The sequence below is a fragment of the Rhodanobacter ginsengisoli genome, from assembly GCF_042657065.1.
In the GTDB taxonomy this organism is placed as follows: domain Bacteria; phylum Pseudomonadota; class Gammaproteobacteria; order Xanthomonadales; family Rhodanobacteraceae; genus Rhodanobacter; species Rhodanobacter ginsengisoli.
Genome location: NZ_JBHSNF010000003.1, coordinates 370,041 through 391,148, shown reverse-complemented (window position 1 = coordinate 391,148; position 21,108 = coordinate 370,041). Strand labels below are relative to the sequence as shown.

21 protein-coding genes are annotated in these 21,108 nt (G+C 66.9%); 16 read left to right on the top strand and 5 right to left on the bottom strand.

Annotated elements, in window-relative coordinates; all coding sequences use genetic code 11:
• The first annotated feature begins 36 nt into the window (after window positions 1-36).
• The 9 genes from ACFPPA_RS15190 to ACFPPA_RS15150 all read left to right on the top strand — a co-directional run bounded on the left by ACFPPA_RS15190 (window position 37) and on the right by ACFPPA_RS15150 (window position 9,177).
• Entirely contained in the window at window positions 37-1,137 is a 1,101-nt protein-coding gene (locus ACFPPA_RS15190; RefSeq protein WP_377321394.1) for a hypothetical protein, read from the top strand.
• 3 nt (window positions 1,138-1,140) lie between these two features.
• On the top strand, window positions 1,141-1,641 hold the full coding sequence (locus ACFPPA_RS15185; protein ID WP_377321392.1) for a type 2 periplasmic-binding domain-containing protein: 501 nt from the start codon (window positions 1,141-1,143) through the stop codon (window positions 1,639-1,641).
• 171 nt (window positions 1,642-1,812) lie between these two features.
• Window positions 1,813-2,550, top strand: a complete 738-nt coding sequence (locus tag ACFPPA_RS15180) for a thermostable hemolysin (RefSeq protein WP_377321390.1) — start codon at window positions 1,813-1,815, stop codon at window positions 2,548-2,550.
• An 8-nt stretch (window positions 2,551-2,558) separates the two neighbouring features.
• Window positions 2,559-4,040 (top strand): AMP-binding protein, encoded by a 1,482-nt coding sequence (locus tag ACFPPA_RS15175; protein WP_377321388.1) that lies wholly within the window; start codon window positions 2,559-2,561, stop codon window positions 4,038-4,040.
• Complete coding sequence (locus ACFPPA_RS15170; RefSeq protein ID WP_377321386.1) at window positions 4,027-4,701, top strand: TenA family transcriptional regulator; 675 nt, start codon at window positions 4,027-4,029, stop codon at window positions 4,699-4,701. Before ACFPPA_RS15175 ends, ACFPPA_RS15170 begins: the two co-directional genes overlap by 14 nt.
• Window positions 4,698-5,351 carry a tetratricopeptide repeat protein gene (locus ACFPPA_RS15165; RefSeq protein WP_377321384.1) on the top strand — a complete coding sequence of 218 codons (654 nt, stop codon included), beginning with the start codon at window positions 4,698-4,700 and terminating at the stop codon, window positions 5,349-5,351. The genes ACFPPA_RS15170 and ACFPPA_RS15165 overlap by 4 nt, the downstream gene beginning before the upstream one ends.
• Window positions 5,352-5,370: 19 nt before the next feature.
• Entirely contained in the window at window positions 5,371-6,174 is an 804-nt protein-coding gene (locus tag ACFPPA_RS15160; protein ID WP_377321382.1) for an SDR family oxidoreductase, read from the top strand.
• Window positions 6,175-6,353: 179 nt separating this feature from the next.
• Window positions 6,354-7,373, top strand: coding sequence for a glycosyltransferase family 9 protein (locus tag ACFPPA_RS15155; RefSeq protein WP_377321380.1), 1,020 nt, complete (start codon window positions 6,354-6,356; stop codon window positions 7,371-7,373).
• A gap of 154 nt (window positions 7,374-7,527) precedes the next feature.
• Window positions 7,528-9,177 carry an ArnT family glycosyltransferase gene (locus ACFPPA_RS15150; RefSeq protein ID WP_377321378.1) on the top strand — a complete coding sequence of 550 codons (1,650 nt, stop codon included), beginning with the start codon at window positions 7,528-7,530 and terminating at the stop codon, window positions 9,175-9,177.
• A 530-nt stretch (window positions 9,178-9,707) separates the two neighbouring features.
• Here the strand turns inward: ACFPPA_RS15150 and ACFPPA_RS15145 are convergent.
• Window positions 9,708-10,232 (bottom strand): lipocalin-like domain-containing protein, encoded by a 525-nt coding sequence (locus ACFPPA_RS15145; RefSeq protein ID WP_377321376.1) that lies wholly within the window; start codon window positions 10,230-10,232, stop codon window positions 9,708-9,710.
• Between the two features lie 325 nt (window positions 10,233-10,557).
• Between ACFPPA_RS15145 and ACFPPA_RS15140 the strand changes: the two genes are divergently transcribed.
• Entirely contained in the window at window positions 10,558-11,415 is an 858-nt protein-coding gene (locus ACFPPA_RS15140; protein WP_377321374.1) for a LysR family transcriptional regulator, read from the top strand.
• 189 nt (window positions 11,416-11,604) lie between these two features.
• Here ACFPPA_RS15140 and ssb read toward each other — a convergent pair whose 3' ends face one another.
• From ssb to ACFPPA_RS15125, 3 genes are all read right to left on the bottom strand, one after another.
• The gene (gene ssb, locus ACFPPA_RS15135; RefSeq protein ID WP_377321372.1) at window positions 11,605-12,114 is read right to left on the bottom strand and encodes a single-stranded DNA-binding protein; all 510 of its coding nucleotides are present in this window, start codon (window positions 12,112-12,114) and stop codon (window positions 11,605-11,607) included.
• A gap of 180 nt (window positions 12,115-12,294) precedes the next feature.
• The gene (locus tag ACFPPA_RS15130) at window positions 12,295-13,281 is read right to left on the bottom strand and encodes a VTT domain-containing protein (protein WP_377321370.1); all 987 of its coding nucleotides are present in this window, start codon (window positions 13,279-13,281) and stop codon (window positions 12,295-12,297) included.
• Between the two features lie 124 nt (window positions 13,282-13,405).
• Window positions 13,406-14,602 (bottom strand): MFS transporter, encoded by a 1,197-nt coding sequence (locus ACFPPA_RS15125; RefSeq protein ID WP_377321368.1) that lies wholly within the window; start codon window positions 14,600-14,602, stop codon window positions 13,406-13,408.
• A gap of 191 nt (window positions 14,603-14,793) precedes the next feature.
• Between ACFPPA_RS15125 and ACFPPA_RS15120 the strand changes: the two genes are divergently transcribed.
• The 5 genes from ACFPPA_RS15120 to ACFPPA_RS15100 all read left to right on the top strand — a co-directional run bounded on the left by ACFPPA_RS15120 (window position 14,794) and on the right by ACFPPA_RS15100 (window position 19,050).
• Complete coding sequence (locus ACFPPA_RS15120; protein WP_377321366.1) at window positions 14,794-15,798, top strand: polyprenyl synthetase family protein; 1,005 nt, start codon at window positions 14,794-14,796, stop codon at window positions 15,796-15,798.
• 119 nt (window positions 15,799-15,917) lie between these two features.
• Entirely contained in the window at window positions 15,918-16,544 is a 627-nt protein-coding gene (locus tag ACFPPA_RS15115) for a YceI family protein (protein ID WP_377321364.1), read from the top strand.
• Complete coding sequence (locus ACFPPA_RS15110) at window positions 16,541-17,122, top strand: cytochrome b (protein ID WP_377321362.1); 582 nt, start codon at window positions 16,541-16,543, stop codon at window positions 17,120-17,122. The genes ACFPPA_RS15115 and ACFPPA_RS15110 overlap by 4 nt, the downstream gene beginning before the upstream one ends.
• Window positions 17,119-17,670: a YceI family protein gene (locus ACFPPA_RS15105; RefSeq protein ID WP_377321360.1), complete on the top strand. Its 552-nt coding sequence runs from the start codon at window positions 17,119-17,121 to the stop codon at window positions 17,668-17,670. The genes ACFPPA_RS15110 and ACFPPA_RS15105 overlap by 4 nt, the downstream gene beginning before the upstream one ends.
• A gap of 12 nt (window positions 17,671-17,682) precedes the next feature.
• Window positions 17,683-19,050, top strand: coding sequence for a DUF697 domain-containing protein (locus ACFPPA_RS15100; RefSeq protein WP_377321358.1), 1,368 nt, complete (start codon window positions 17,683-17,685; stop codon window positions 19,048-19,050).
• A 112-nt stretch (window positions 19,051-19,162) separates the two neighbouring features.
• Here ACFPPA_RS15100 and ACFPPA_RS15095 read toward each other — a convergent pair whose 3' ends face one another.
• On the bottom strand, window positions 19,163-19,399 hold the full coding sequence (locus ACFPPA_RS15095; protein ID WP_377321356.1) for a glutaredoxin family protein: 237 nt from the start codon (window positions 19,397-19,399) through the stop codon (window positions 19,163-19,165).
• Window positions 19,400-19,468: 69 nt separating this feature from the next.
• On the opposite strand from ACFPPA_RS15095, the gene ACFPPA_RS15090 reads away from it, so the two are divergent.
• A complete protein-coding gene (locus tag ACFPPA_RS15090) occupies window positions 19,469-20,851 on the top strand; it encodes an L-serine ammonia-lyase (protein ID WP_377321354.1) in 1,383 nt (460 codons plus the stop codon).
• Window positions 20,852-21,108: the final 257 nt, after the last annotated feature.

Genomic DNA, 21,108 nt, shown 5'->3' with positions numbered 1-21,108 from the left:
CGCAGAATCCGCCGGGTCCCATGTCGGCTTGCGATCATGCGTATGAAATTCCCCGGCTGCCGCCTCGGCTTCGCCGTACTGGCGACGATCGGCCTTGCACTGGGCTGCGGCAACCCTGCCCGCGCCGCCGACGACAGCTGGCAGCACGCGCCGTACTCGCTCGGACAGGGACTGTACTTCCCGGATCAGGGATTGCGCATCGGCGGCTACGCCAACCTGCACTATTACGACGTCGAGGGCGAGAAGAGCACGCTGCGGTTCCAGGACATCAGCCTGTTTGTCACCAAGGACCTGGGCAGCCGCTGGCAGCTGTTCGGCGAAGTCGATGCCGGCGACGCCCTGAAGCTCTCCGGCAGTCACTCCGGCGGGCAGGATTCGGAGCTCGATGTCGAGCGGCTCTATGTCGACTATCACGCCAGCCAGGCGATCAGTTTCCGGCTCGGCAAGTTCCTCACCCCGGTCGGTCAGTGGAACCTGATCCATGCCGACCCGCTGACCTGGACGGTATCCCGGCCACTCTCGACATCGGCGGCATTCTCCCGCCACGCCGCGGGAATCATGATGTTCGGCACGGTGCCGCTGCACGGCCGCGACCTCGACTACTGGGTTTTCGCCGACGACAGCAAGAGTCTCGGGATCGGCCAGGACCAGGATCACGCGTTCAGTTCGTTCGGCGCCGACGGCAGCATCCGCAACAATTTCCGGCAGGCGCTCGGCGCCCGCGTGCTTTACCACTTGATGGACGACCGCCTGAGCGTGGGCATGTCCTACCTCGACTACACCCTGGAGTTGCCACGGCAGAAGTACCAGCTGGCCGGGCTGGATTTCAGCTGGTCGGCCCGCTACCTGAGCCTGAGCGGCGAGGCCATACACCGCACCGGCGGCAGCGCCGACGTGCCGGTCGAGCACGGCGGTTTCCTCGAGGCCGAGCTGCCGTTGTCCAGCCACCTCTATCTGGTCGGACGCTACGAGCGCTACCACACGTCGCTGCCCTCCCAGAGCACAACGCTGCGCACGTTCGGCATCAACTATCGCCCGATCCAGGGCATCGTGTTGAAGGTCGAGCACCGTGAAGGCAGCAACGATCTCCAGCTGGCGCCGTCCGGCTGGCTGGCGTCGATCGCGGTGCTGTTCTGAGTCATGCCGGGCGACCTCCTCCGCCGGCCGCTGATCGTGCTCGCCGCCTGTGGCTGCCTGGCGGCCTGGTCCAGCAACACCCATGCCGCCCCACCCAGGCTGGCGGTGATCACCGCTCCGCAGGCACCCCGGCTCACGCTCGATCGCGCCACGCTGCGCAACATCTTCCTCAAGAAGATATTCGTCGATGCCGACGGCCAGCGCTTGATCCCGGTGAACCTGCCGCCCGCCTCGCCGCTGCGCGAGGCGTTCTTCCGTGAATTGACCCACATGCCCGACGTGCAGATGCAGGACTACTGGAACCGCCAGTACTTCCAGGGCGTGAGCCCGCCATACGTGCTGGCCTCGCAGCAGGCCGTCGTGCGCTTCGTGGCCACCACGCCGGGCGCGATAGGTTACGTGGCGTCCTGCCACGCCGATGCCAGCGTGCAGGTGGTCCTGACGCTGAGCCTGCCGGCCTCCGCCGCCGTGGCGGCCGACTGCGACGGATCCGCCGGCCACTGAAGCGGCCAGGAAAACCGACAATCCGTGCAGACAATTCTTGCGCACTGCAAATTCCGCATGCCATGAACGCCTGCTCGATTGAGGTGACTATCTAGTTTTATCAATCACTTGAACGCATGGCACGGATCTCGCCTAAGGGGGTAGGTGACCCGCATCCCCGAGCGAGCCTCCATGCCCTTCCAGCACGCAACGCCCGACCACGATCCCTGCATCCTCGAGGGAGTCCAACCGCTCCTCGCCGAACTCAAGGAGCCCATACACACCCGCGTGCTCGATCAGGGGCACCCCGAACGCGCCGTGGTGCAGGCTTTCATCCACCGGGTGTTCGCGCTGCGCTTTCGCGCCGACGTGCAATCGTTCTATCCCACCTTGCTGAGCTTTCGCGATGCGCAGCGCCAGCGCGCGGCCGTCGGCATGCGGGATGGCCAGGGCGGCCGTCTTTTCGCCGAGCAATACCTTGGCGCGGCGGCCGAGCAACTGATCGGCGAGCGACTCGGCCGCACGATCGCGCGCGAGAACCTGGTGGAGGTGGGCAACCTCGCGCTCGAGAGCCCGGGCGATACGCGCTGGGCGATCGCCGCATCGACCCTGTTCCTGCATGCACTGGGCTATCGCTGGGTGCTGTTCACCGCGACGCGCACGCTGATCAACGCATTCCAGCGGCTGGGTCTCCAGCCCTTGCCGCTGGCCGCCGCACGACCGCTGCTGCTGGACGATCGCGGCGAGCACTGGGGCGACTACTACCAGGCCGGGCCGGTGGTGTGTGCAGGCGACATCGACTCGGGCTACCAGAAACTGCGGCGTCATGTCGGCCACAACCAGCCGCTGCTGCGCGCCCTGCTGTCCGACATGGATCGGCAGGCCGCGCGAGTCACGGGCGCGGCCTCGTCATGCTGTGGAGGCGAATGATGCACGGCATGGTCGACCGCATCGCCCGCCACGCAGCCGCTCGCCCCGGGCAGGTGGCCTTGCTCGACGACACTGGCGAGATGTCCTACGGCGAGCTGCCGCCCGCTGTCGCACGGGTCGCGCACGCGCTCGACGCAAGCCGCGTCGCCGTGTTGCTCGACAACGGCCGCGCGTGGGCGCTGGTCGATCTGGCCCTGGCGCAACGCGGCACGGTGGCGATCCCGATCCCGCCATTCTTCAGCGACGGCCAGATACGGCACCTGATCGACGACGCCGCCCCCGACCTGATCGCGAGCGACCAGCCCGGGCGGATTGCGTCGCTGACGGGAATGCCGCCGTCCGGCGAACTGGATGTCGGCGGGCGCAAGGTGTTCCTGTTTGCGCGCCCGACGGCAAAGTCGCGCCGGCTTCCGGCGGGCACCTGCAAGGTCACCTACACCTCGGGCACCACCGGCCAGCCCAGGGGCGTGTGCCTGTCCGGCGACGCGATCGAGGCGGTCACCTTCGCGCTGGCGCAGGCGGTCGACGCCGGCCCGAACGACCGCAGCCTGTCGCTGCTGCCGCTGTCCACCCTGCTGGAAAATGTCGGCGGCATCTACGCTGCGCTGGCCAGCGGCAGCACGGCGATGCTGCCGTCGCTCGCCAGCTGCGGCTTCAGCGGGTCCAGCGCGGTGCAGCCGGACTCGCTGGTGGCCGCGTTCCATCGCTACGCGCCCAGCGCCACCATCCTGGTGCCGCAGTTGCTCAAGCTGCTGGTGGAATGCATTGCCGCCGGCGCGCGCCTGCCCGCCTCGCTGCGTTTCGTCGCGGTGGGCGGCGCACCCTGCTCCGCCCACCTGATCGAGCGCGCCTGGCAGCTCGGCCTGCCGGTGCACGAGGGCTACGGCCTGTCCGAGGCGGCTTCGGTGGTCAGCCTCAATCGGCCGGGCCAGCAGCGACCCGGCAGCGTCGGCACCCCGTTGCCGCACGTGCGGGTGCGACTGGCCGAGGACGGCGAGATCCTGGTGGCAGGCAAGCTGTTTGGCGGCTACCTGGGCAGCGATGCGCCACCGCCCGTCGAATGGGCGACCGGCGACCTCGGTCGCTTCGACAGCGCGGGCCATCTGCATGTAAGCGGTCGCAAGAAGACCGCCTATGCCACCGCCTTCGGCAGGAACGTGGCGCCGGAATGGGTTGAAGGCGAGCTGTCCGCCGGCCCGGCCGTGATGCAGGCCGCCGTGTTCGGTGAAGCCCGTCCCTGCAACGTTGCCGTACTGGTGCCCCATCCCGCGGCAACGCCCGAGCAGATCACCGCGGCGGTGACCGCCGCCAATGCACGTCTTCCCGATTACGCACGCATCGCGGCCTGGCATGTCGCCGCCGCGCCCTTTTCGCCCCGCAACGGCATGGCACGAGTCTCGGGTGCGCTCGATCGTGACGCCATTGCCGATCACTACGCCAACGCTCTGGAGAGCCTCTATGCAAGCCAGGCCGCCGATGTCGACGCATGAACGCCTCGTGCTGGAAACCGAGATCAGCCGCAACGCGTTTCTCTCGATACCGATCATCCAGCGCACCTTGCGCGGCGAGGTGGTGCGCGAGGAATACCTCGCGTTCCTGCAACAGGCCTATCACCACGTACGGCAGACCGTGCCACTGATGATGGGCATGGGCTACCACCTGCCCGAACGGTTGCGCTGGATGCAGCCGGCGGTGGCCGAGTACATCGAGGAGGAAATCGGTCACGACGAGTGGATCCTGGACGACATCGAGGCCAGCGGCGGCGATGCCGCCGCGGCTCGCCGCGCGATGCCGATGCCGGCGACGGAAATGATGGTGGCGTACGCACACGACACCATCCGCCGCGGCAACCCGGTCGGCTTTCTCGGCATGGTCTTCGTCCTCGAAGGCACCAGCGCAGCGCTGGCGACGCGGGCCGCCGATGCGATCGGCCAGGCACTGGACCTGCCCCGGAAGGCGCTGCGCTATCTGACGTCGCACGGTGCGCTGGACCAGCAGCATGTCGGCTTCTACCAGAGCCTGGTCAACCGGCTCGATGACGACGGCGACCAGCGCGCCCTGATCCACGCCGCCAACCGCTTCTACCGACTCTACGGCGACATTTTCCAGGCCATCGACGACGCCTGCGGGCGCGGGAGACCCTCACCATGAAAACCGCAATCTCGCTGCCGCTGTTGCTCGTCCTGGGCGTGCTGATCTGGTTGCCGACCGCGGTATGCGCCGACGCGGTCGACTCCGCGGTAACGAATCTCGAGCACACCTGGGCGCATGTGACCTACGAGCTCCCGAAGACGGCGCAGGACGCTGCCTACACGGCACTGGAGGCACAGGCCGCGGAGCTGGGCGCGCACTACCCGCAACGCGCCGAACCGAAGGTCTGGCAGGCGATCATCCTGAGCACCCATGCCGGCGAACACGGCGGGCTGGGCGCGCTGTCCATGGCGAAGCAGGCGCGCGACCTGCTGCTGCAGGCCGGGAAGATCAGCCCCGACGTCCTGCACGGGTCGATCTACACCACGCTGGGAAGCCTCTACTGCCAGGTGCCAGGCTGGCCGCTGGGCTTCGGCAACAAGGACAAGGCGCGCGCCCTGTTGCAGCAGGCGCTGCGGATCAACCCCGACGGCATCGACCCGAATTACTTCTACGGCGATTGCCTGAGCCGCAACGACGACAGGACCGCCGCGCTGGCGGCGCTGGACAAGGCGCTGGCCGCTCCACCGCGCCCCGATCAGCCGCTGGCCGACAAGGGTCGCCGCGAGCAGGTGCGCAAGCTCATTCAGACCCTCCAATCCAGCCATTGACCCCGGTCGCGGACAACCCATGAATCTTCAAGGCAAACGCATTCTCCTCACCGGCGCAGCTGGCGGCATCGGCCGCGAGCTGGCCCGGGAACTGGCGCAGCGAGGTGCGCGGCTGTGCCTGGTCGGACGTACCGACGCGTCGATGGCCAGCCTGCGCCACCTGATCGACCGCAACAGCATGGACGCCGTCGTGGCGCAGGCGGACCTCACCGACGCGCATGCCCGCGAGCGGGTGTTGCAACTCATGCAATCCACCTGCAACGGGTTGGACGTCCTGATCAACCTGGCCGGCCTGATGGACTTCCAGCTGTTCGGCGCATCGGATCCGGCGATGATTCCGCGCATGCTGCAGATCAACCTGCTGGTTCCCATGCAGCTGACCCGCGAGGTGCTGCCCGGCATGCTCGCCCAGGGCAGCGGGCGCATCGTCAACATCGGCTCGATGTTCGGCAGCATCGGCTACCCCGGCTTCGCGACCTATTCGGCCAGCAAGTTCGCGTTGCGCGGCTTTTCGCAGGCGTTGCGACGCGAACTGAGCGACACCGGCATCGGTGTCACCTACGTTTCCCCACGGGCCGTGCGCACGCCGTTCAACCCGCATGCCGTCCATGCCATGGCGGCCGAGGGGATGATGCACATGGACGAGCCGGTCTGGGTCGCCACCCGCATCGTCAGGGCCATCGAGCAGGAAAGGAACGAGGCGTACCTGGGATTCCCCGAAAGCTTCTTCGCGCGGCTCAACGGCCTGTGGCCGGGCGTAGTCGATCGTTCGCTCAGGAAAGTCGTGCCCGCGGTCGCCCGCTTTGCACGCGGCCTGTCATGAGCCACCGGAGTCTTCGCCATTCCACTGTCACGCTGTCTCCACCCGGTGGTCCGGGTCACGATCGTGACGGACAGAAGTCCGACCTGGGCACCCGCCCGGCCGGCAGCGGAATGCCGCCGCTACCGCGCCGGGGCATTTACCGGATACTGGTCTGCCGGCCGAATCATCGGCTGGGCAACATGCTGCTGCTGACACCGCTCATCGCCGAACTGGAGCAGCGCTACAAGGGCGCGGAAATCGACATCCTCGCCGAAGGCGACATCGCCAGGGACGTGTTCGCCACCTGCTTCAGCGTCAGGAACATCCATTGCCTGCCCAGGCGCGGCTTCAAGCACCCGCTGGCGTTTCTCGGCCTGTTGCTGCGCGTGCGCAAGACGCACTACGACCTGATCATCGACCCCTGCATCGGCTCGAATTTCAGTCGCGTGCTGACGAAATTTCTCCGGGGCCGCTACAAACTCGGTTTCGACGATGGGCCGCGGGGATCGGGGCTGAGCCATGCCGTACCCCGGGCCGCCGCCGGGCGTCACATGGCCCGGCGCGCGATCCATCTGCTGCGCTGGCAAGCGGACACCGGGCCGACGGACGAGGGCGATTTCCCTGCACTGGATATCCGTCTGACCCCGTCGGAACGTGCGCAGGGGCTGAACCTGTTGCGCGAACTGACGGGCAGCCCGGCGCAGGCGAAGCTCGCCGTCGTCGTCGGCATTTTCGCCAACGCCACCGGCGCGAAGCGCTATCCGGCAGCGTGGTGGCGCGAATTCATCGAGGCCCTGTGCGAGAGCGGCCCGACGATCCGTATCGTCGAACTGATCCCCATGCACGGGCATTCCATGCTCGGCTCGACGTGGCCTGGCTACTACTCGTCCGACATTCGTCGCATGGCAGCCGTGATGGCCGGCATGGATCTGCTGATCAGCGCCGACTGCGGCGTGATGCACCTGGCCGTCGCTGCCGGGGTACCCACGGTGGGGATGTTCTGCGTCACCGACATGGCCGTGTACGAACCGTACGGGAATGGCAGTTGCGCGCTGCTCACCAGCGGTCGATCCGCGCGGGAAAGCGCCGAGCGGACGATTGACGCCCACCGTGGCCTGCTCGCCGGTGTGCCGGCTGATGGCGGGAGCCGCACGAGGGACAGCGCAACACGATGCCCCGACGCGGAAACGCAGCTGCCCGCCCGAACCCCGGGCCACTGACAACGCCCTGTTCATGATTTACGAACGAAGTGGGCGCTATCTTCGAGGTTGACTCGAGTCACGACCTACGTTCACCCCGAAATCGACAGCGCGCCTTGCATCTCCATGTGTCGGGAAGAAAGAGGCAGGCCTCATGCGCAGCAGTCTGCGGCCCGTGAATCCACCCGTCGCCTCCGCATCGCCAGGGGTCGAGTCGGGCGGCCCGTCGCCCTGGCTTGCTGCGTTGCTGCTGCTGCCTCCGGTGTTTTCCCTGCAACCGGTGCCGATCGACGAAACGCGTTACCTGGCGGTCGCCTGGAACATGCACCTGAGTGGCCAGTGGCTGGTGCCGTGGGTCGACGGCGCGCCGTATTCGGACAAGCCGCCGCTGCTGTTCTGGCTGATCAACCTGATCTGGTCGGTGACCGGTGTGCATGCCTGGGCGGCGCGCCTGCTGGAGTTGCTCATCGCGCTGGGCACGCTGCCGGCGCTCGCCTCGCTCGGCCGGCGGCTGGGCATGGACCGGGCCGCGGTGCGTGCCACGCTGTGGCTCTGGCTCGGTTGCGCCGCGTTTGCGACCTACGCCGATGTGCTGCTGTTCGACATGCTGGTCACGCTGTGCACGCTGCTGGCCTGGCGAAGCACGCTGGCCCTCGCCGGTTCCCGCTGGACAGGCGGCGCGATGGTGATGGCGGTGGCGCTGGGTCTGGGCATCCTGGCCAAGGGACCGGTGGCCCTGCTGGCGGGCGGCGCACCGGCCCTGCTCGCTCCCTGGTGGCTGCCCTCGGCACGCGCGCACCCGTCCGGCTTCTACCTGCGCTTGCTTGGCGTGCTGATCGCCGCCGTGCTGATCGCGTTGCCATGGGCACTGGCCGCGGCCCATGCCGGTGGCCCCCGCTATGCCGATGACATCTTCCTGCGCCAGACCATGGGTCGCCTGACCCACAGTTTCGCGCATGCGCGTCCCTGGTGGTGGTACCTGCCGATGTTGCCGCTGATGCTGCTGCCTTGGTCCGCCGCCCTGGGACGTGCCGGGGCCACCTCGACGACGTGCACGGACGCGCCCAGCCTGCTCCATCGCTTTGTCGTCTGCGCATTCCTGCCCTCGTTTGTCATTTTCAGTCTGGTCAGCGGCAAGCAGCCGCATTACCTGTTGCCGTTGCTTCCCGCCCTCGCCCTGGCGGGCGGGACCCGTCTGGGCACGGGCAGATGGCGAGTGGTGGGCTGGCGTGTGGCCCTGATCCAGGCGGCGATCGGCCTTGCCGTGGCGCTCGGCATGGGTTGGCTTGCAGTACCCGCGGTCAACGCGGGCGCCATCATTTGCGGGGGACTCATCCTTGCCCTGGCGCTGTCGCTCGTGCGCTATCGCGCACACCCGCTGCAGCCGGGTACGGTCGCACTGGGCATGCTGGCGACCCTCGCGCTGTGCAAGTTCGCCTTTGTGCTCAGCATCGAATCCCGCTACGACGTGCGTGCCACCGCGCTGCGTGTCGCACAGGCCCAGCGCGCGGACGTTCCACTGTTGTTTGCGGGTGCGCAGGACGGGCTGCTCACTTTTGCCGGAAGGCTGACAAGACCGATCCCGACAGCGCGCGACCCCGCGAAGGTCGCGGCCTGGGCATGGGCGCACCCGGGCGGCTGGGTCATCAGCAGCGACGACAGCTACGGCGGCACGGCAACGCCGATCCACCAGCAGCCCTATCGCGGTGGTCGCCTCGCCATCTGGCATGCGAGCGACATCGCTGCCGGGCTCGATCGCAGACTGGCGACGAGAAACCCGCACCCGGAAAAGCCGGAGCCACAGGCAGTCCGACCTGACCGCTGATCGTCGCCGGCCCTGCGCCGCGATCAGGCGAGGCTTTCCCGGCGGAGCACGCGCTACGGGCAGGAAAAATCTGATTCCGCGGGGGGCGCATGCAGACTATCGGCATGGTTTCCGGACGTGACCCGGAACGGTCCCTACCGCCCGATGGTCGAGGAAACGGGTGCCAGCCAGGTTCCAAAGCCAGTCCGGCATCAGGAAACACCGCAACACGCCCTCATGCCGTTGCGTCTCGAGTCGAAATCCGTCCGAAACCCGACAGGACGATGGAACGTCCTCGACTCATGGAGTCGCATGCCAAAGCCCCGTGCTGCTCGAAATGGAGGAGACACCGCTTGCACCGCTACGCCTCGTGGATCGGCGAACTGGCGTCCATTCGAATCCTCATGCATCCGATGAAGGTCAAAAAGGCGTAGCACCGGTCGGCTGATGCCTGGTTGCAGCAGTGCCTGACCTCCCCCGTACATCGAACGATCCCGAAGCGCGGAGATCCGTATCGGCGATGTCCACGATGGGATCTCGAAAACGGATGTCTACATGCCTCGATCAATGCGCAGTCTCTTCCACCCCGTCAACGGGATATCGCCATTCGGTCGCGGCGGCACCTTGTAGCTCAGCATGTCACCGTTCAGTACATAACTGCGCACCTGGGTAGTTCCCTCCCAATTCGGATACGTCGCTCCCTCAATATGGAAGGTCAGCGTGCCCTTCACGGGGTCGATATCGACGGTGCCGAAATGAGCGCTCGTTCCCAGTGCGGCGGCCCGGAATTCACCCGGCGTTCCCGCGTTCCTGGCATTGGCGGCGAACCTGGGGCGAGAGCTGTCGAAGATGAACAGCGAATAGTGCCCGGCATGGTCAATTTGCAGCCTGCCCCTGGGGGCATCGCCGTAGTCGTGTACGCGCGTTCCGTCCAGATGTTCAACGTCGGCAAAGGCAAGCGTCCAGGTGCCTTCGATGGCGGCCACTGCATTCATTTTATCGGGCTCCGAGGCGGTGACTGCATGGAGCGGGAGAAGGGTCAGAAGGGCGAATAGAAATGTCTTTGCTGATTTCATGACGGGGTGTCCTGCGAGGTTGTGCCGAATCGGCTGCGTTGCTGCCTGATGCATTCGTCTTTTCGGCGTTCTGCCGCGCCATCCATGTGGACGGATCGGCCCAGCGGAGCGTGCGACGCGAATCGACGACATGGCCGTGCAGCGTCAGCAGACCGTGCCAGAGCGAGCGCATGAGCAAGTACCTGTTCAGATGATGGTCGGAAGCCGACCGATGAAAGATTTGCCGATTCGATTGATGGTGTGCGGCGCACTGTAGTGCGTTACCATTCATTTATAAAACATATGAATATATATTTCAGTCATTTAAAAATGACATGGATAAGCCATGAAATCCCTCGACCTGGATGCCGTCAAGGCTTTTGTCCTGACCGCTGAGTTGCGGAGCTTCACCCGTGCCGCAGACGCGCTGGACAGCACGCAATCGGCGATCAGCCTGAAATTGCGCCGACTGGAAGATCAGTTGGGCCGACGATTGCTGGAACGAACGCCCCGCCAGGTGCGGCTATCGGCCGAGGGAGCCGCTTTCATGGAGGCCGCGCGCGAGTTGGTCGGGGCGCATGAGCGCGCCATCGCCTCATTTGAAGTGAAGCAGCGCCGACTGGTCATCGGCATCAGCCACCAACTGGTGGGCAGCGAGTTGCCCGGTTTGCTTCGCTGGATGAGCGAGCACGATCCGAACCTGGTGATCGAGCTGCGAGTCGCCGGCTCAAACGAAGTACTCAAGGCCTACGACGACGGCGTGCTGGATGCTGCCCTGGTCTTGCAGCCGGAAGATCGTCGTCGCAACGGTGAACTCCTGTTCGCCGAATCGTTCGCCTGGATCGCCGCCCCGCACTGGCAGCCACGTGCAGGTCAGCCGTTGCCGCTATCGACCCAGGGGGAAACATGCAGCATCCGTGCGGCAGCGGTCCGCGCACTCGATGGTGCCGGCATCGCCTGGACGGAGGTGTTCATCGGCAAGGGTGCCGCCGTGGTGGGGGCCGCAGCGACGATTGGATTGGCAGTCGCCGTGCTGCCGAAGCGCGCTGCGCCGTCTGGCACCATCGATATTGGCCACGCGCTTTCGTTGCCTCCGCTACCCACGCACGAGGCGGTGCTGTATTCGGCGTTGCATGACCGACGATCGCGCAACGCGCTGCATACGCTGGCGATGGCCTTCAAGAATCTGTCCAGGACCACCTAGTCGAAAGACCGATCAATCGACAACAGGGCACAGCGTGACCCGGCGTTTTGTAAAGAAGCGTGCGCTCGGCGAGACGTCGTCATCTCTTGCAAAACGAACCGAAACACAGCGTGAGCAGGCAAAGAAAAGCCCCCGATCACTCAGGGGCTTTTGCTGCACAACCAATGCAAGTAACGTCGCAAGCAGCTTTTAGAATGGAATCTCGTCATCCGCGAAGCCGCTGTCGGCCGGCGCCGGTGACGGCCGCGACGGGCCGCCCTGGTCGTCGTTGCCGCGCGACGGGCCACCGTAATTGCCGCCGCTGCGCTGACCACCGCCGGCGCTCTGCGGACGTTCGCGCTGACCACCACCGCCGCCGCCTTCGTTGCCGCCGAGCATCTGCATCTCGCTGGCGATGATGTCGGTGCTGTAGCGCTCGATGCCCTGCTTGTCGGTGTACTTGTCGGTGCGCAGCGAACCTTCGATGTAGACCTGCCGACCCTTCTTCAGGTATTCGCCGGCGATCTCGGCCAGCCGGCCGAACAGTTTCACGCGATGCCATTCGGTCTTCTCGACCTTCTCGCCGCTCTGCTTGTCGGTCCAGCTTTCCGAGGTGGCCACGTTGAGCGTGGTGACCGCGGTGCCGCCGCCGGTGTGGCGCATTTCCGGATCCGCACCGAGATTGCCGACGATGATGACTTTGTTGATACCGCGTGCCATGGGATGTCCTCGTTGGGCCGACCGTACGTCAGGAGTAGTTACGGCCGGAGTGGTGAATCAGGCTGGCTATCATAACCTCGCCGCCGGCCGAATCCAGAGCGCCTTGGGCCAGACCCACCGCAGGCGCCGGGCGACAGCATCCGTGCGTCCCGGATGACCGCACGGCAACGATCCGGCTGCTCAGCGCCCAGCCAGGACGACCTCTTCCTGCCCGTCGCCGAGGGCAGCGGACGGCAACCGCGCCACCGCGTACCCGGCCGCGTCCCAGGCATCCAGACCACCCAGCAACGGACGCACCCGGCGATAGCCGATCGCCATCAGCAGCTTGGCTGCCTTGGCCGCGGAGACTTCGTTCGGGCAGCTGCAGTAGATCACCAGCTCGCGATCCGAGGGCAGGTGCCCGACGGTCTGGTCGATGCCGTTCAGATCGGCCAGCAGGGCACCGGGGATGATCCGCGTATCGAGCAGCCGTGCCGCCTCCGAACGCACATCGACCACCACCGGGGCCTGCCCTTCCTCGATCGCGCGGTTCAGTTCGTCCACCGTGATGCGCGCCATGCGCAGGGCCACCAGCAGGCGGTGGCGCTGCCACCACTTCACCAGGATATAGAGCGCCAGCAGGCACAGCAGCCCCTCGAACGCCAGCGTCCCGGCACTGGCCAGCGCGTTCAGCAAATCGTCGACCTGCGCGGCAAAGACATAGCCGAGGCCGATCGCGCTGCCGGCCCACAGCAGCGACCCCAGACCGTCGAGCAGCAGGAAGCTCGGCAGGCGCAGGCCCATCGCGCCGACCAGCGGCGGCGCCACGGTGGACAGCCCGGGCACGAACTTGGCGATCAGCAGGACCCGGCCGCGCCAGCGCTGGAAGCGCAACTCGGATTGCTTCACGCAGGAGTCCGGCGACAGCGAGATGCGGCAGATCGTGCGCATCACGCCGGCACCGAAGCGGCGCCCCGCCCCATACCAGAGCAGGTCGCCGAGCAGGCTGGCGAGCACGGCGATCACAACCACGGCGACCAGCGGGAAATGGCCGTTCGAGGCCAGCGCACCGGCGACGATCAGGGTGGGTACCGCCGGCACCGGCACGCCGAGTTGCTCGATCAGCACGTTGCAGAAGATCAGCAACAAGCCGTAATGGGCAATCAGCAGGATGATGTCATGAGCCATCGGGACGCCGGCGAAGGCGCGGCCGGGCGAACCGCGCACGAGACCATTCTAGGGTCTCGCTGCCGCTATTCAAGGTCCGGCATCGATTCCTGACCGCACCGGACCGGCGGGGCAGCCACCCGGGTCAGACGGTGACGGCCGCGTCGGCAGCCACCACCCGTGAACGCCCCCACAGCAGCAGCGGCAGCCACAACAGGGTCAACGTTGCCGCCGCGGCGAAGACCGCGGACAGGCTGATGTGCTGCAGCATCACGCCGCCCAGCACGCCACCGACCCCGGCACCGAGAAACTGGCTGGTTGCATAGGCCCCCAGCGCCGCGCCACGCATATGCGCCGGTGCCAGTCGGGAAACCAGGCTGGGCAGGCTGGCCTCGAGCAGGTTGAACGCGCTGAAGAACACCATCGCCGCCAGCCACAACAGCAGATGGCCGCTGCCAACGGCGCTGAAACCGCACAACGCCAGGCCCAGGCCCACGGCGCAGACCAGTACCAACCGCATGCTGCCGGCCACCGACGTCACCCGCCGCAGCACGCCGCCCATGACCACGGCGGACACCAGCATCACCGGCAGGTAGAGCCGCCACTGATGATCCAGCGCCATGCCGGTGTTGCGCATCAACATCAGGGGCAAAGCCACGAACGCGGCGGTCAGCATCGTATGCATCATGAAGATCGACACGTTGAGCACCATCAACTGCGGTGTCACCAGCATGCGCAGCACCGACCCCGGTCGCGCCGAAGCCGGAGCGCGGTGGTGTCTGGGACGCGGCACCAGCACCCACAGCAGACCGATTGCGACCAGTGCCAGCACCGCGGTGAGACCGAACAGGCCGGACAGGCCGGCGACCCCGGCCAGCGGTGCACTGAGGATGATCGCCAACACGAAGGCAAAGCCGATGCTGACCCCGATGATCCCCATCACCTTGCCGCGATTGTCGTCGCGCGAATGATCGGCGGCCAGCGCCTGGCTGGCTCCGGACACCGCGCCCATGCCCTGCAGCACGCGGCCGAGGATGATCCCGTGGATACCATGGGACATCGCCGCCACCACGCTGCCGAGCACGAACACCAGCAAACCCAGGGTGATCGTCACGTGGCGGCCGATCCGGTCGGACAACAGCCCCACCGGCACCTGCAGCAACGCCTGCGCGAAGCCGTAGACGCCAATGGCGAGCCCGATCAGCAGCGGCGTCGCCCCCGCCAGGTGCAGCGCATAGGCGCTGAACACCGGCATGATCAGAAACAGGCCGAACATGCGCAGACCGACCACGCTGGAGAGGGCAAAGGCCGTCTTCAATTCACCTTTGCTGAGTTTGCTCACGGCAACAGACCACACTTGATGACCACGGAAGCGTTCGATTATAGGCAGGTAGGATCCCGCCTCCGTGCGACAGAACGCCACGACCGACGGCGTGGCGGGTCGACACCCGCCCGGCACGGCACCCGCCAGGCCGGCGGCGGCGCCGGCGGCAACCCCCTATAATCGGCGCCCACACCTTCACGAAGGCTCGCATGAGCACGCCCGCCGAACACCTCACCGGACCCTCAAACGACTTCGCCCGCGTGCGCGATCTCGCGGCTGCCGACATGCAGCGTGTCGATGCCCTGATTCGCCGACGGCTGTCCTCCGACGTGGTGCTGATCAACCAGATCGCCGACCACATCATCGCCGGTGGCGGCAAGCGGTTGCGCCCGATGCTGCACGTGCTGGCCGCCGGTGCCGCCGGATATCGCGGCGACCATCACACCAAGCTCGCCGCGATCATCGAGTTCATCCATACCTCCACCCTGCTGCACGACGACGTGGTCGACGAATCCGACCTGCGCCGCGGCCGCAAGACCGCCAATGCGCTGTGGGGCAACGCCGCCAGCGTGCTGGTCGGCGACTTCCTGTATTCCCGCTCGTTCCAGCTGATGGTGGAGCTGGACGACATGCGCATCATGCGCATCCTGGCCGACACCACCAACACGATCGCCGAGGGCGAGGTGCTGCAATTGCTCAACATCGGCAATGCCGACGTCAGCGAGGCGGCCTACCTGGCGGTGATCGAACGCAAGACCGCCGTGCTGTTCGCCGCCGCCACCGAGTTGGGCGGCATCCTCGGCGGCCTGCCCGAGGCCCAGATCGGGGCGCTGCGCCGCTACGGCATGGAGCTGGGCTACGCATTCCAGATCGCCGACGACCTGCTCGATTACGTCTCCGATGCCGGCACCCTGGGCAAGAACATCGGCGACGACCTGGCCGAGGGCAAACCCACCCTGCCGCTGATCTACGCGCTGGAAAAGGCCGACCCGCAGCAGGCACAGTCGCTGCGCCACGCTATCGAGCACGGCGGCCTAGATTCGCTCGACCGCATCATCGCCTCGATCCGCGACTCCGGCGCACTGGAGCGCACTCGCGAGCGCGCCCTGGCCCACGCGCAGGCCGCGCGCGATGCACTGGTCGCCTTGCCCGCCTCGAGCCACCGCGACGCGCTGGCCACCCTGGCCGACTACTCGGTGCAGCGCACGTTCTGATTGCCGTCCGCGACCCCGCCGCACGGGCGGGTCGCACCGGCGGATTGGATCCTCTGCCGAAACCCATCGTTCAGCCAGCGGTGCTGGCGGCGTCACGATCAATCGGCCAGACTTCCGCCATGCCTCGTTCCCGCCCAACCCGCTGGCTGTTCCGCCTCGTCGCGAGCGTGCTGCCGCTGCTGCTGGCGGCGGTGCCGGCCAGTGCCGCCAGCTACCGCTACGACCTGGTGCACAGCCAGATCCTTTTCGGCGTCGACCACGATGGCTACTCGCATCCGTTTGGACGGCTGCATATCGCTCGTGGCTGGCTACGATTCGATCCGGACGACTGGAGCACCGCCGCCACCGAGCTGGATATCGACCTGGCCGGGGTGGACATGGGCGACCCCGACTGGAGCAAGGCCGTGTGCAGGCCGGCGTTGCTTGACTGTGCACGCAACCGTTACGCACATTTCGTCAGCATCGGTGTCGAACGCAAGGACGACCACCACGGGGTGCTGCATGGGCAACTGACCTTGCGCGGCATCACCCGGCCGCTGGACCTGCCCTTCACCTTCAACCGTGCCGCCATGACCATTTTCGGACTGCACCGTGTCGCCGGGTTTTCGGCCACCGCCACGCTGGATCGCCGCGCGTTCGGCATCACCGCCTACCCCGGCTCGATCGGACTGAAGGTCAGCGTGTGGCTGGAGCTGGAAGCCATTCGCGACGATCGCCACCCTGCCGCACCCGGGGAACAACCATGAATCTGCGCAGCAATGACCGGAAATGGGGCGCGGTCGCCAAGTGCTTTCACTGGGTCATCGCGCTGGGCATCCTCGGCAACGGCGCCTTCGGCCTGCTGATGGACCTGGCCCGCTCGCCGATGCAGAAGATCAACTGGCTGGCCCTGCACAAGTCGATCGGACTGACCGTACTGGCGCTGGCGCTGTTGCGGATGTTGTGGCGCTGGTTCGACGGCCGTCCGCCTGAAACGCCGGCGTCGCGCTGGCAGCACTGGGGTGCACGCGCGGTGCACGCCACGTTGTACGTGCTGGCGCTGGCGCTGCCGCTCAGCGGCTGGTGGTTCAATTCGGTCACCGGCAAGCCGCTGCAATGGTTCAAGTTGTTCAACCTGCCGGCGCTGGTGTCGAAGAACCAGGCGCTGCACGATCTGGTCCTCGAGGTGCACGAATATCTGTTCTGGTTCCTGTTGCTGGTGCTGGTGGCGCATGTCGGTGCGGCACTGAAGCATCATTTGTCGGACAATGATGACGTGCTGCGCCGGATGCTGCCGTTCGCGCGCGTGCGCAGCGGTTCGACTTCCGAAGGAGAACGACCATGAAACGCCTTGCCATCCTGCTGCTCGCCCTCGCGCTGCCCTGCGCCGCAGCGGCCACCGACTACAACATGCGTCCGGCACTGAGCCGACTGAATTTCCACGGCACCTACCAGGGCGCTCCGTTCTCGGGCGCTTTCCGCGACTGGACGGCAGCCATCAGCTACGACCCGGCCGACCTGGCCCACTCGAAGTTCGACGTGACGGTGACCCTGGCCAGCGCGAAAACCGGCGACGACGACCAGGACAACGCCCTGCCCGGCGAGAGCTTCTTCGACGTGGCGAAGTTCCCGACCGCGCATTTCGTCACCACCGGTTTCCACCAAGACGGCAAGATGGTGATCGCGGACGGCCTGCTCACTTTGCGCGGCGTGACCAGGCCGGTGAGCCTGGGCGTGGTGTTCCGCACGCAGGGTCCCAACAGCGCCACCCTGGACGTGGCCGGACACGTGCAGCGGCTCGACTTCGGCGTGGGCAGCGGCGATTACGCCGATACCTCGGTGATCGGCCCGACCGTGAAGATCACCGCGCACCTGCAGCTCGATTCGAAATAATCATCCGCTGCGATGTCGACTGACAACCTGTGGCGCCGCCTGCGCGGCTGGCTTTCGGCCGGGCCCGCCGGCCCGGTGGCCACGCCCCGGCCCCGTGTCGACGCCAGCGGCCCGGCGCGGGTGGCCGACAGCCTGCGCAGCCTGCTGGACGATCCGACCATTCCCGCCTCGGTGCGCCACGAGCTGGCGTCCGACTTCGGTCGCATCGAAAGCATGCTGGCCAGGCTCGAGCGGGGCGAACTGCATGTGGCGGTATTCGGCCGGGTCTCCACTGGCAAATCCGCGCTGGGCAATGCCCTGCTCGGCCGCGAGGCATTCAGCGTCGGGGTATTGCACGGCACCACCACCGATGCCGAGCAGGCCACGCTCGACGAGGCGCGGCACGACGGCCTGGTGCTGATCGACACGCCCGGCATCAACGAACTCGACGGTGAAGCGCGCGAGCAACTGGCGTTCGAGGTGGCCGAGGTCAGTGACCTGGTGGTGTTCGTCTGCGATGGCGACCTCACCCGCGAGGAACTCGATGCGCTGAATACCCTGGCCGCCACCCAGCGCCCGCTGCTGCTGGCGCTGAACAAGGCCGATCGCTATGGCAGCGACGAACTCGCCGGACTGCTGGCCCATCTGCGCCTGCGCGTGGCCGGACTGATCCGGCCGGAGGACGTCCTCACGACCGCCGCGCGTCCGGCGGCGCAGCGGCGGGTCGAGGTCGACGCCCACGGGCACGAGCGGGTCGTCGAGCAGGCGCGCCCGGCGGATGTCGCGGCCCTGCGCGAGCGCCTGCTGGCGATCGCCGCACACGAAGGCAAGACGCTGTCGGCGATCAACGCCGGCCTGTACGCGGGCCGGCTCACCGACCAGGTCAGCGCGCGCATCGCGCAGACGCGCCAGGCGGTGGCGGCGAAACTGATCCGTCATTACTGCCTGGCCAAGGGGGTGGCCGTCGCACTGAATCCGATTCCGGTCGCCGACCTGCTCGCCGCCGCCGGACTGGATGCGGCGATGGTGCTGCAGCTGTCGCGCGTCTACGGGCTGCCGCTGACACGCAGCGAATCCGGCCGTCTGGTGGCGGTGATCTCGGCCCAGCTGGCCGCCCTGATGGGGGCGATCTGGGGCATGCAGCTGGTCGCCTCGGCACTGAAGGGTATGAGCGCCGGCCTGTCGGTGGTAGTCACCGCCGCGGCGCAGGGCGCGCTGGGCTGGTATGCCACGGTACTGATCGGTCGCGCCGCCGAACGCTACCTGATCGCCGGCAAGTCCTGGGGCGAGGCCGGCGCCAAGCGCGCGGTCGCCGACATCGTGGCCAGCCTCGACCGCGACTCGATCCTGCGCGAGGCGCGCGAGGAAATCCTCAAGCGGTTGAAATCGCGACGCGGGTAGCGCGGCCCTTGTGGGAGCGACTTCAGTCGCGATGCTCTTGTTTTTGGACAGCTCCGAGCAGAAGCATCGCGGCTGAAGCCGCTCCCACCGAAATCGCTCCCGCAGGGCGCGCCTAGCGAGTGCTGCCCAGAAACGCCCGCACCGCCGCCGCATCGAACGGCCAGTCCAGCTCCCGGTCCGCGCGCTCATCGCGCAGGACCGGGACGCGGGTGCCGTAGCGCTGCTCCAGCACGGCCGCGTCGTCCACCCACACGCTGTCGAAGTCCGGTGCCCGCGCCTCGGCCAGCACGGCCAGCGCCAGATCGCACAGGTGACAGTAATCGCGCTGGTACAGGATCAGATCGGACATGCGGCTGCGAATGGCTGGGGACGCCGCGTAGAATAGCCGGTTCTCCCCGTTCACCCAGCAGCAGCGCCCATGGCCGTCAGCGTATTCGACTTGTTCAAGATCGGCATCGGACCATCGTCCTCGCACACGGTGGGGCCGATGCGTGCCGCCGCCCGCTTTGCCGAACGCTGGCTGGAGGAAAAGGGCGTGCTCGGCCAGGTCGCGCGGGTGCAGGCCGAACTGTATGGCTCGCTGGCGCTGACCGGTCGCGGCCATGGCACCGACAAGGCGGTGCTGCTGGGCCTGGAAGGCGAGCATCCGGACACGGTCGACCCGGACCGGATTCCCGCCATGCTGGAACGCATCCGCGGCAGCGGACGGCTGTGCATCCTGGGCCGGCACGAGATCGCCTTCGACGAAAAGCGCGACCTGATCTTCAACAAGCGCCAGAAACTGCCGTTCCACACCAACGGCATGCGCTTCAGCGCCTTCGACGCCGCCGGCAACGAACTGGCCACACGCGACTACTACTCGGTCGGCGGCGGCTTCGTGGTCAACACCGACGAGGCGGCCGAAGACCGCATCGTCGCCGACACCACCGAACAGCCTTACCCGTTTTCCAGCGGCGACCAGATGCTGGCGCTGTGCAAGCAGCACGACATGACCATCGCCCAGCTGATGATGGCGAACGAGTCGGTGTGGCGTCCCGAGGCGGAAACCCGCGTTGGCCTGCTGACCATCTGGCAGGCGATGCAGGACTGCGTCAGCCGCGGCCTGCGTTCGCCCGGCGTGCTGCCCGGCGGCCTCAAGGTCGGCCGCCGCGCGCCGGCGATGCTGGAGGATCTGCGCAATCAGCCGGAAGCCGCGCTGCGCGATCCGCTGACCATCCTGGACTGGGTCAACCTCTACGCGCTGGCGGTGAACGAGGAAAACGCCGCCGGCGGCCGCGTGGTCACCGCGCCCACCAACGGCGCGGCCGGCATCGTGCCCGCGGTCGGTCACTACTACCTGCGCTTCTGCCCCAAGGCGAACGACGACGGCATCATCGAGTACCTGCTCACCGCCGCCGCGATCGGCATCCTGTACAAGGAAAACGCCTCGATCTCCGGCGCCGAAGTCGGCTGCCAGGGCGAAGTCGGCGTGGCCTGCTCGATGGCCGCCGGCGGCCTCACCGCCGCGCTCGGCGGCAACGTGATGCAGGTGGAAAACGCTGCCGAAATCGGCATGGAGCACAACCTCGGCCTCACCTGCGACCCGATCGGCGGCCTGGTGCAGATCCCCTGCATCGAACGCAACGCGATGGGCTCGGTCAAGGCCATCAACGCCAGCCGCATGGCGCTGAAGAGCGACGGCAAGCACCGCGTCTCGCTGGACAAGGTGATCAAGACCATGCGCGATACCGGGCGCGACATGAAGGACAAGTACAAGGAAACATCGCGGGGCGGGTTGGCGGTGAATGTGATCGAGTGCTGAGGAACGTCTGGCGCTTGCGCTCGCGTCGATCAAAGACAACAGCTTTCATGCGCCGGCGCGCGAAAGCCCTGTCCCCAAGACCCCACTAGCGGCACAGTCACCGGGTCCCTGCCTTCGCAGGGACAACCGGACGGCGGGCCTGCGCATCAAGGTGTCCGAGGGCACATCGAGGCGGGTGACCTCCGATGGATGACATCCGCCGCCCAACTCTGCAACCATCACCCACTTTGGGGCGCATCACGCGCCGACGCAGGAGT

Excerpts from the sequence above, each read along its gene's own strand:
- ACFPPA_RS15190 (WP_377321394.1), top strand. The coding sequence starts at position 37 with ATGCGTATGAAATTCCCCGGCTGCCGCCTCGGCTTCGCCGTACTGGCG.
- ACFPPA_RS15185 (WP_377321392.1), top strand. The coding sequence starts at position 1,141 with ATGCCGGGCGACCTCCTCCGCCGGCCGCTGATCGTGCTCGCCGCCTGT.
- ACFPPA_RS15180 (WP_377321390.1), top strand. The coding sequence starts at position 1,813 with ATGCCCTTCCAGCACGCAACGCCCGACCACGATCCCTGCATCCTCGAG.
- ACFPPA_RS15175 (WP_377321388.1), top strand. The coding sequence starts at position 2,559 with ATGGTCGACCGCATCGCCCGCCACGCAGCCGCTCGCCCCGGGCAGGTG.
- ACFPPA_RS15170 (WP_377321386.1), top strand. The coding sequence starts at position 4,027 with ATGTCGACGCATGAACGCCTCGTGCTGGAAACCGAGATCAGCCGCAAC.
- ACFPPA_RS15165 (WP_377321384.1), top strand. The coding sequence starts at position 4,698 with ATGAAAACCGCAATCTCGCTGCCGCTGTTGCTCGTCCTGGGCGTGCTG.
- ACFPPA_RS15160 (WP_377321382.1), top strand. The coding sequence starts at position 5,371 with ATGAATCTTCAAGGCAAACGCATTCTCCTCACCGGCGCAGCTGGCGGC.
- ACFPPA_RS15155 (WP_377321380.1), top strand. The coding sequence starts at position 6,354 with ATGCTGCTGCTGACACCGCTCATCGCCGAACTGGAGCAGCGCTACAAG.
- ACFPPA_RS15145 (WP_377321376.1), bottom strand. The coding sequence starts at position 10,232 with ATGAAATCAGCAAAGACATTTCTATTCGCCCTTCTGACCCTTCTCCCG.
- ACFPPA_RS15140 (WP_377321374.1), top strand. The coding sequence starts at position 10,558 with ATGAAATCCCTCGACCTGGATGCCGTCAAGGCTTTTGTCCTGACCGCT.
- ssb (WP_377321372.1), bottom strand. The coding sequence starts at position 12,114 with ATGGCACGCGGTATCAACAAAGTCATCATCGTCGGCAATCTCGGTGCG.
- ACFPPA_RS15130 (WP_377321370.1), bottom strand. The coding sequence starts at position 13,281 with ATGGCTCATGACATCATCCTGCTGATTGCCCATTACGGCTTGTTGCTG.
- ACFPPA_RS15120 (WP_377321366.1), top strand. The coding sequence starts at position 14,794 with ATGAGCACGCCCGCCGAACACCTCACCGGACCCTCAAACGACTTCGCC.
- ACFPPA_RS15115 (WP_377321364.1), top strand. The coding sequence starts at position 15,918 with ATGCCTCGTTCCCGCCCAACCCGCTGGCTGTTCCGCCTCGTCGCGAGC.
- ACFPPA_RS15110 (WP_377321362.1), top strand. The coding sequence starts at position 16,541 with ATGAATCTGCGCAGCAATGACCGGAAATGGGGCGCGGTCGCCAAGTGC.
- ACFPPA_RS15105 (WP_377321360.1), top strand. The coding sequence starts at position 17,119 with ATGAAACGCCTTGCCATCCTGCTGCTCGCCCTCGCGCTGCCCTGCGCC.
- ACFPPA_RS15100 (WP_377321358.1), top strand. The coding sequence starts at position 17,683 with ATGTCGACTGACAACCTGTGGCGCCGCCTGCGCGGCTGGCTTTCGGCC.
- ACFPPA_RS15095 (WP_377321356.1), bottom strand. The coding sequence starts at position 19,399 with ATGTCCGATCTGATCCTGTACCAGCGCGATTACTGTCACCTGTGCGAT.
- ACFPPA_RS15090 (WP_377321354.1), top strand. The coding sequence starts at position 19,469 with ATGGCCGTCAGCGTATTCGACTTGTTCAAGATCGGCATCGGACCATCG.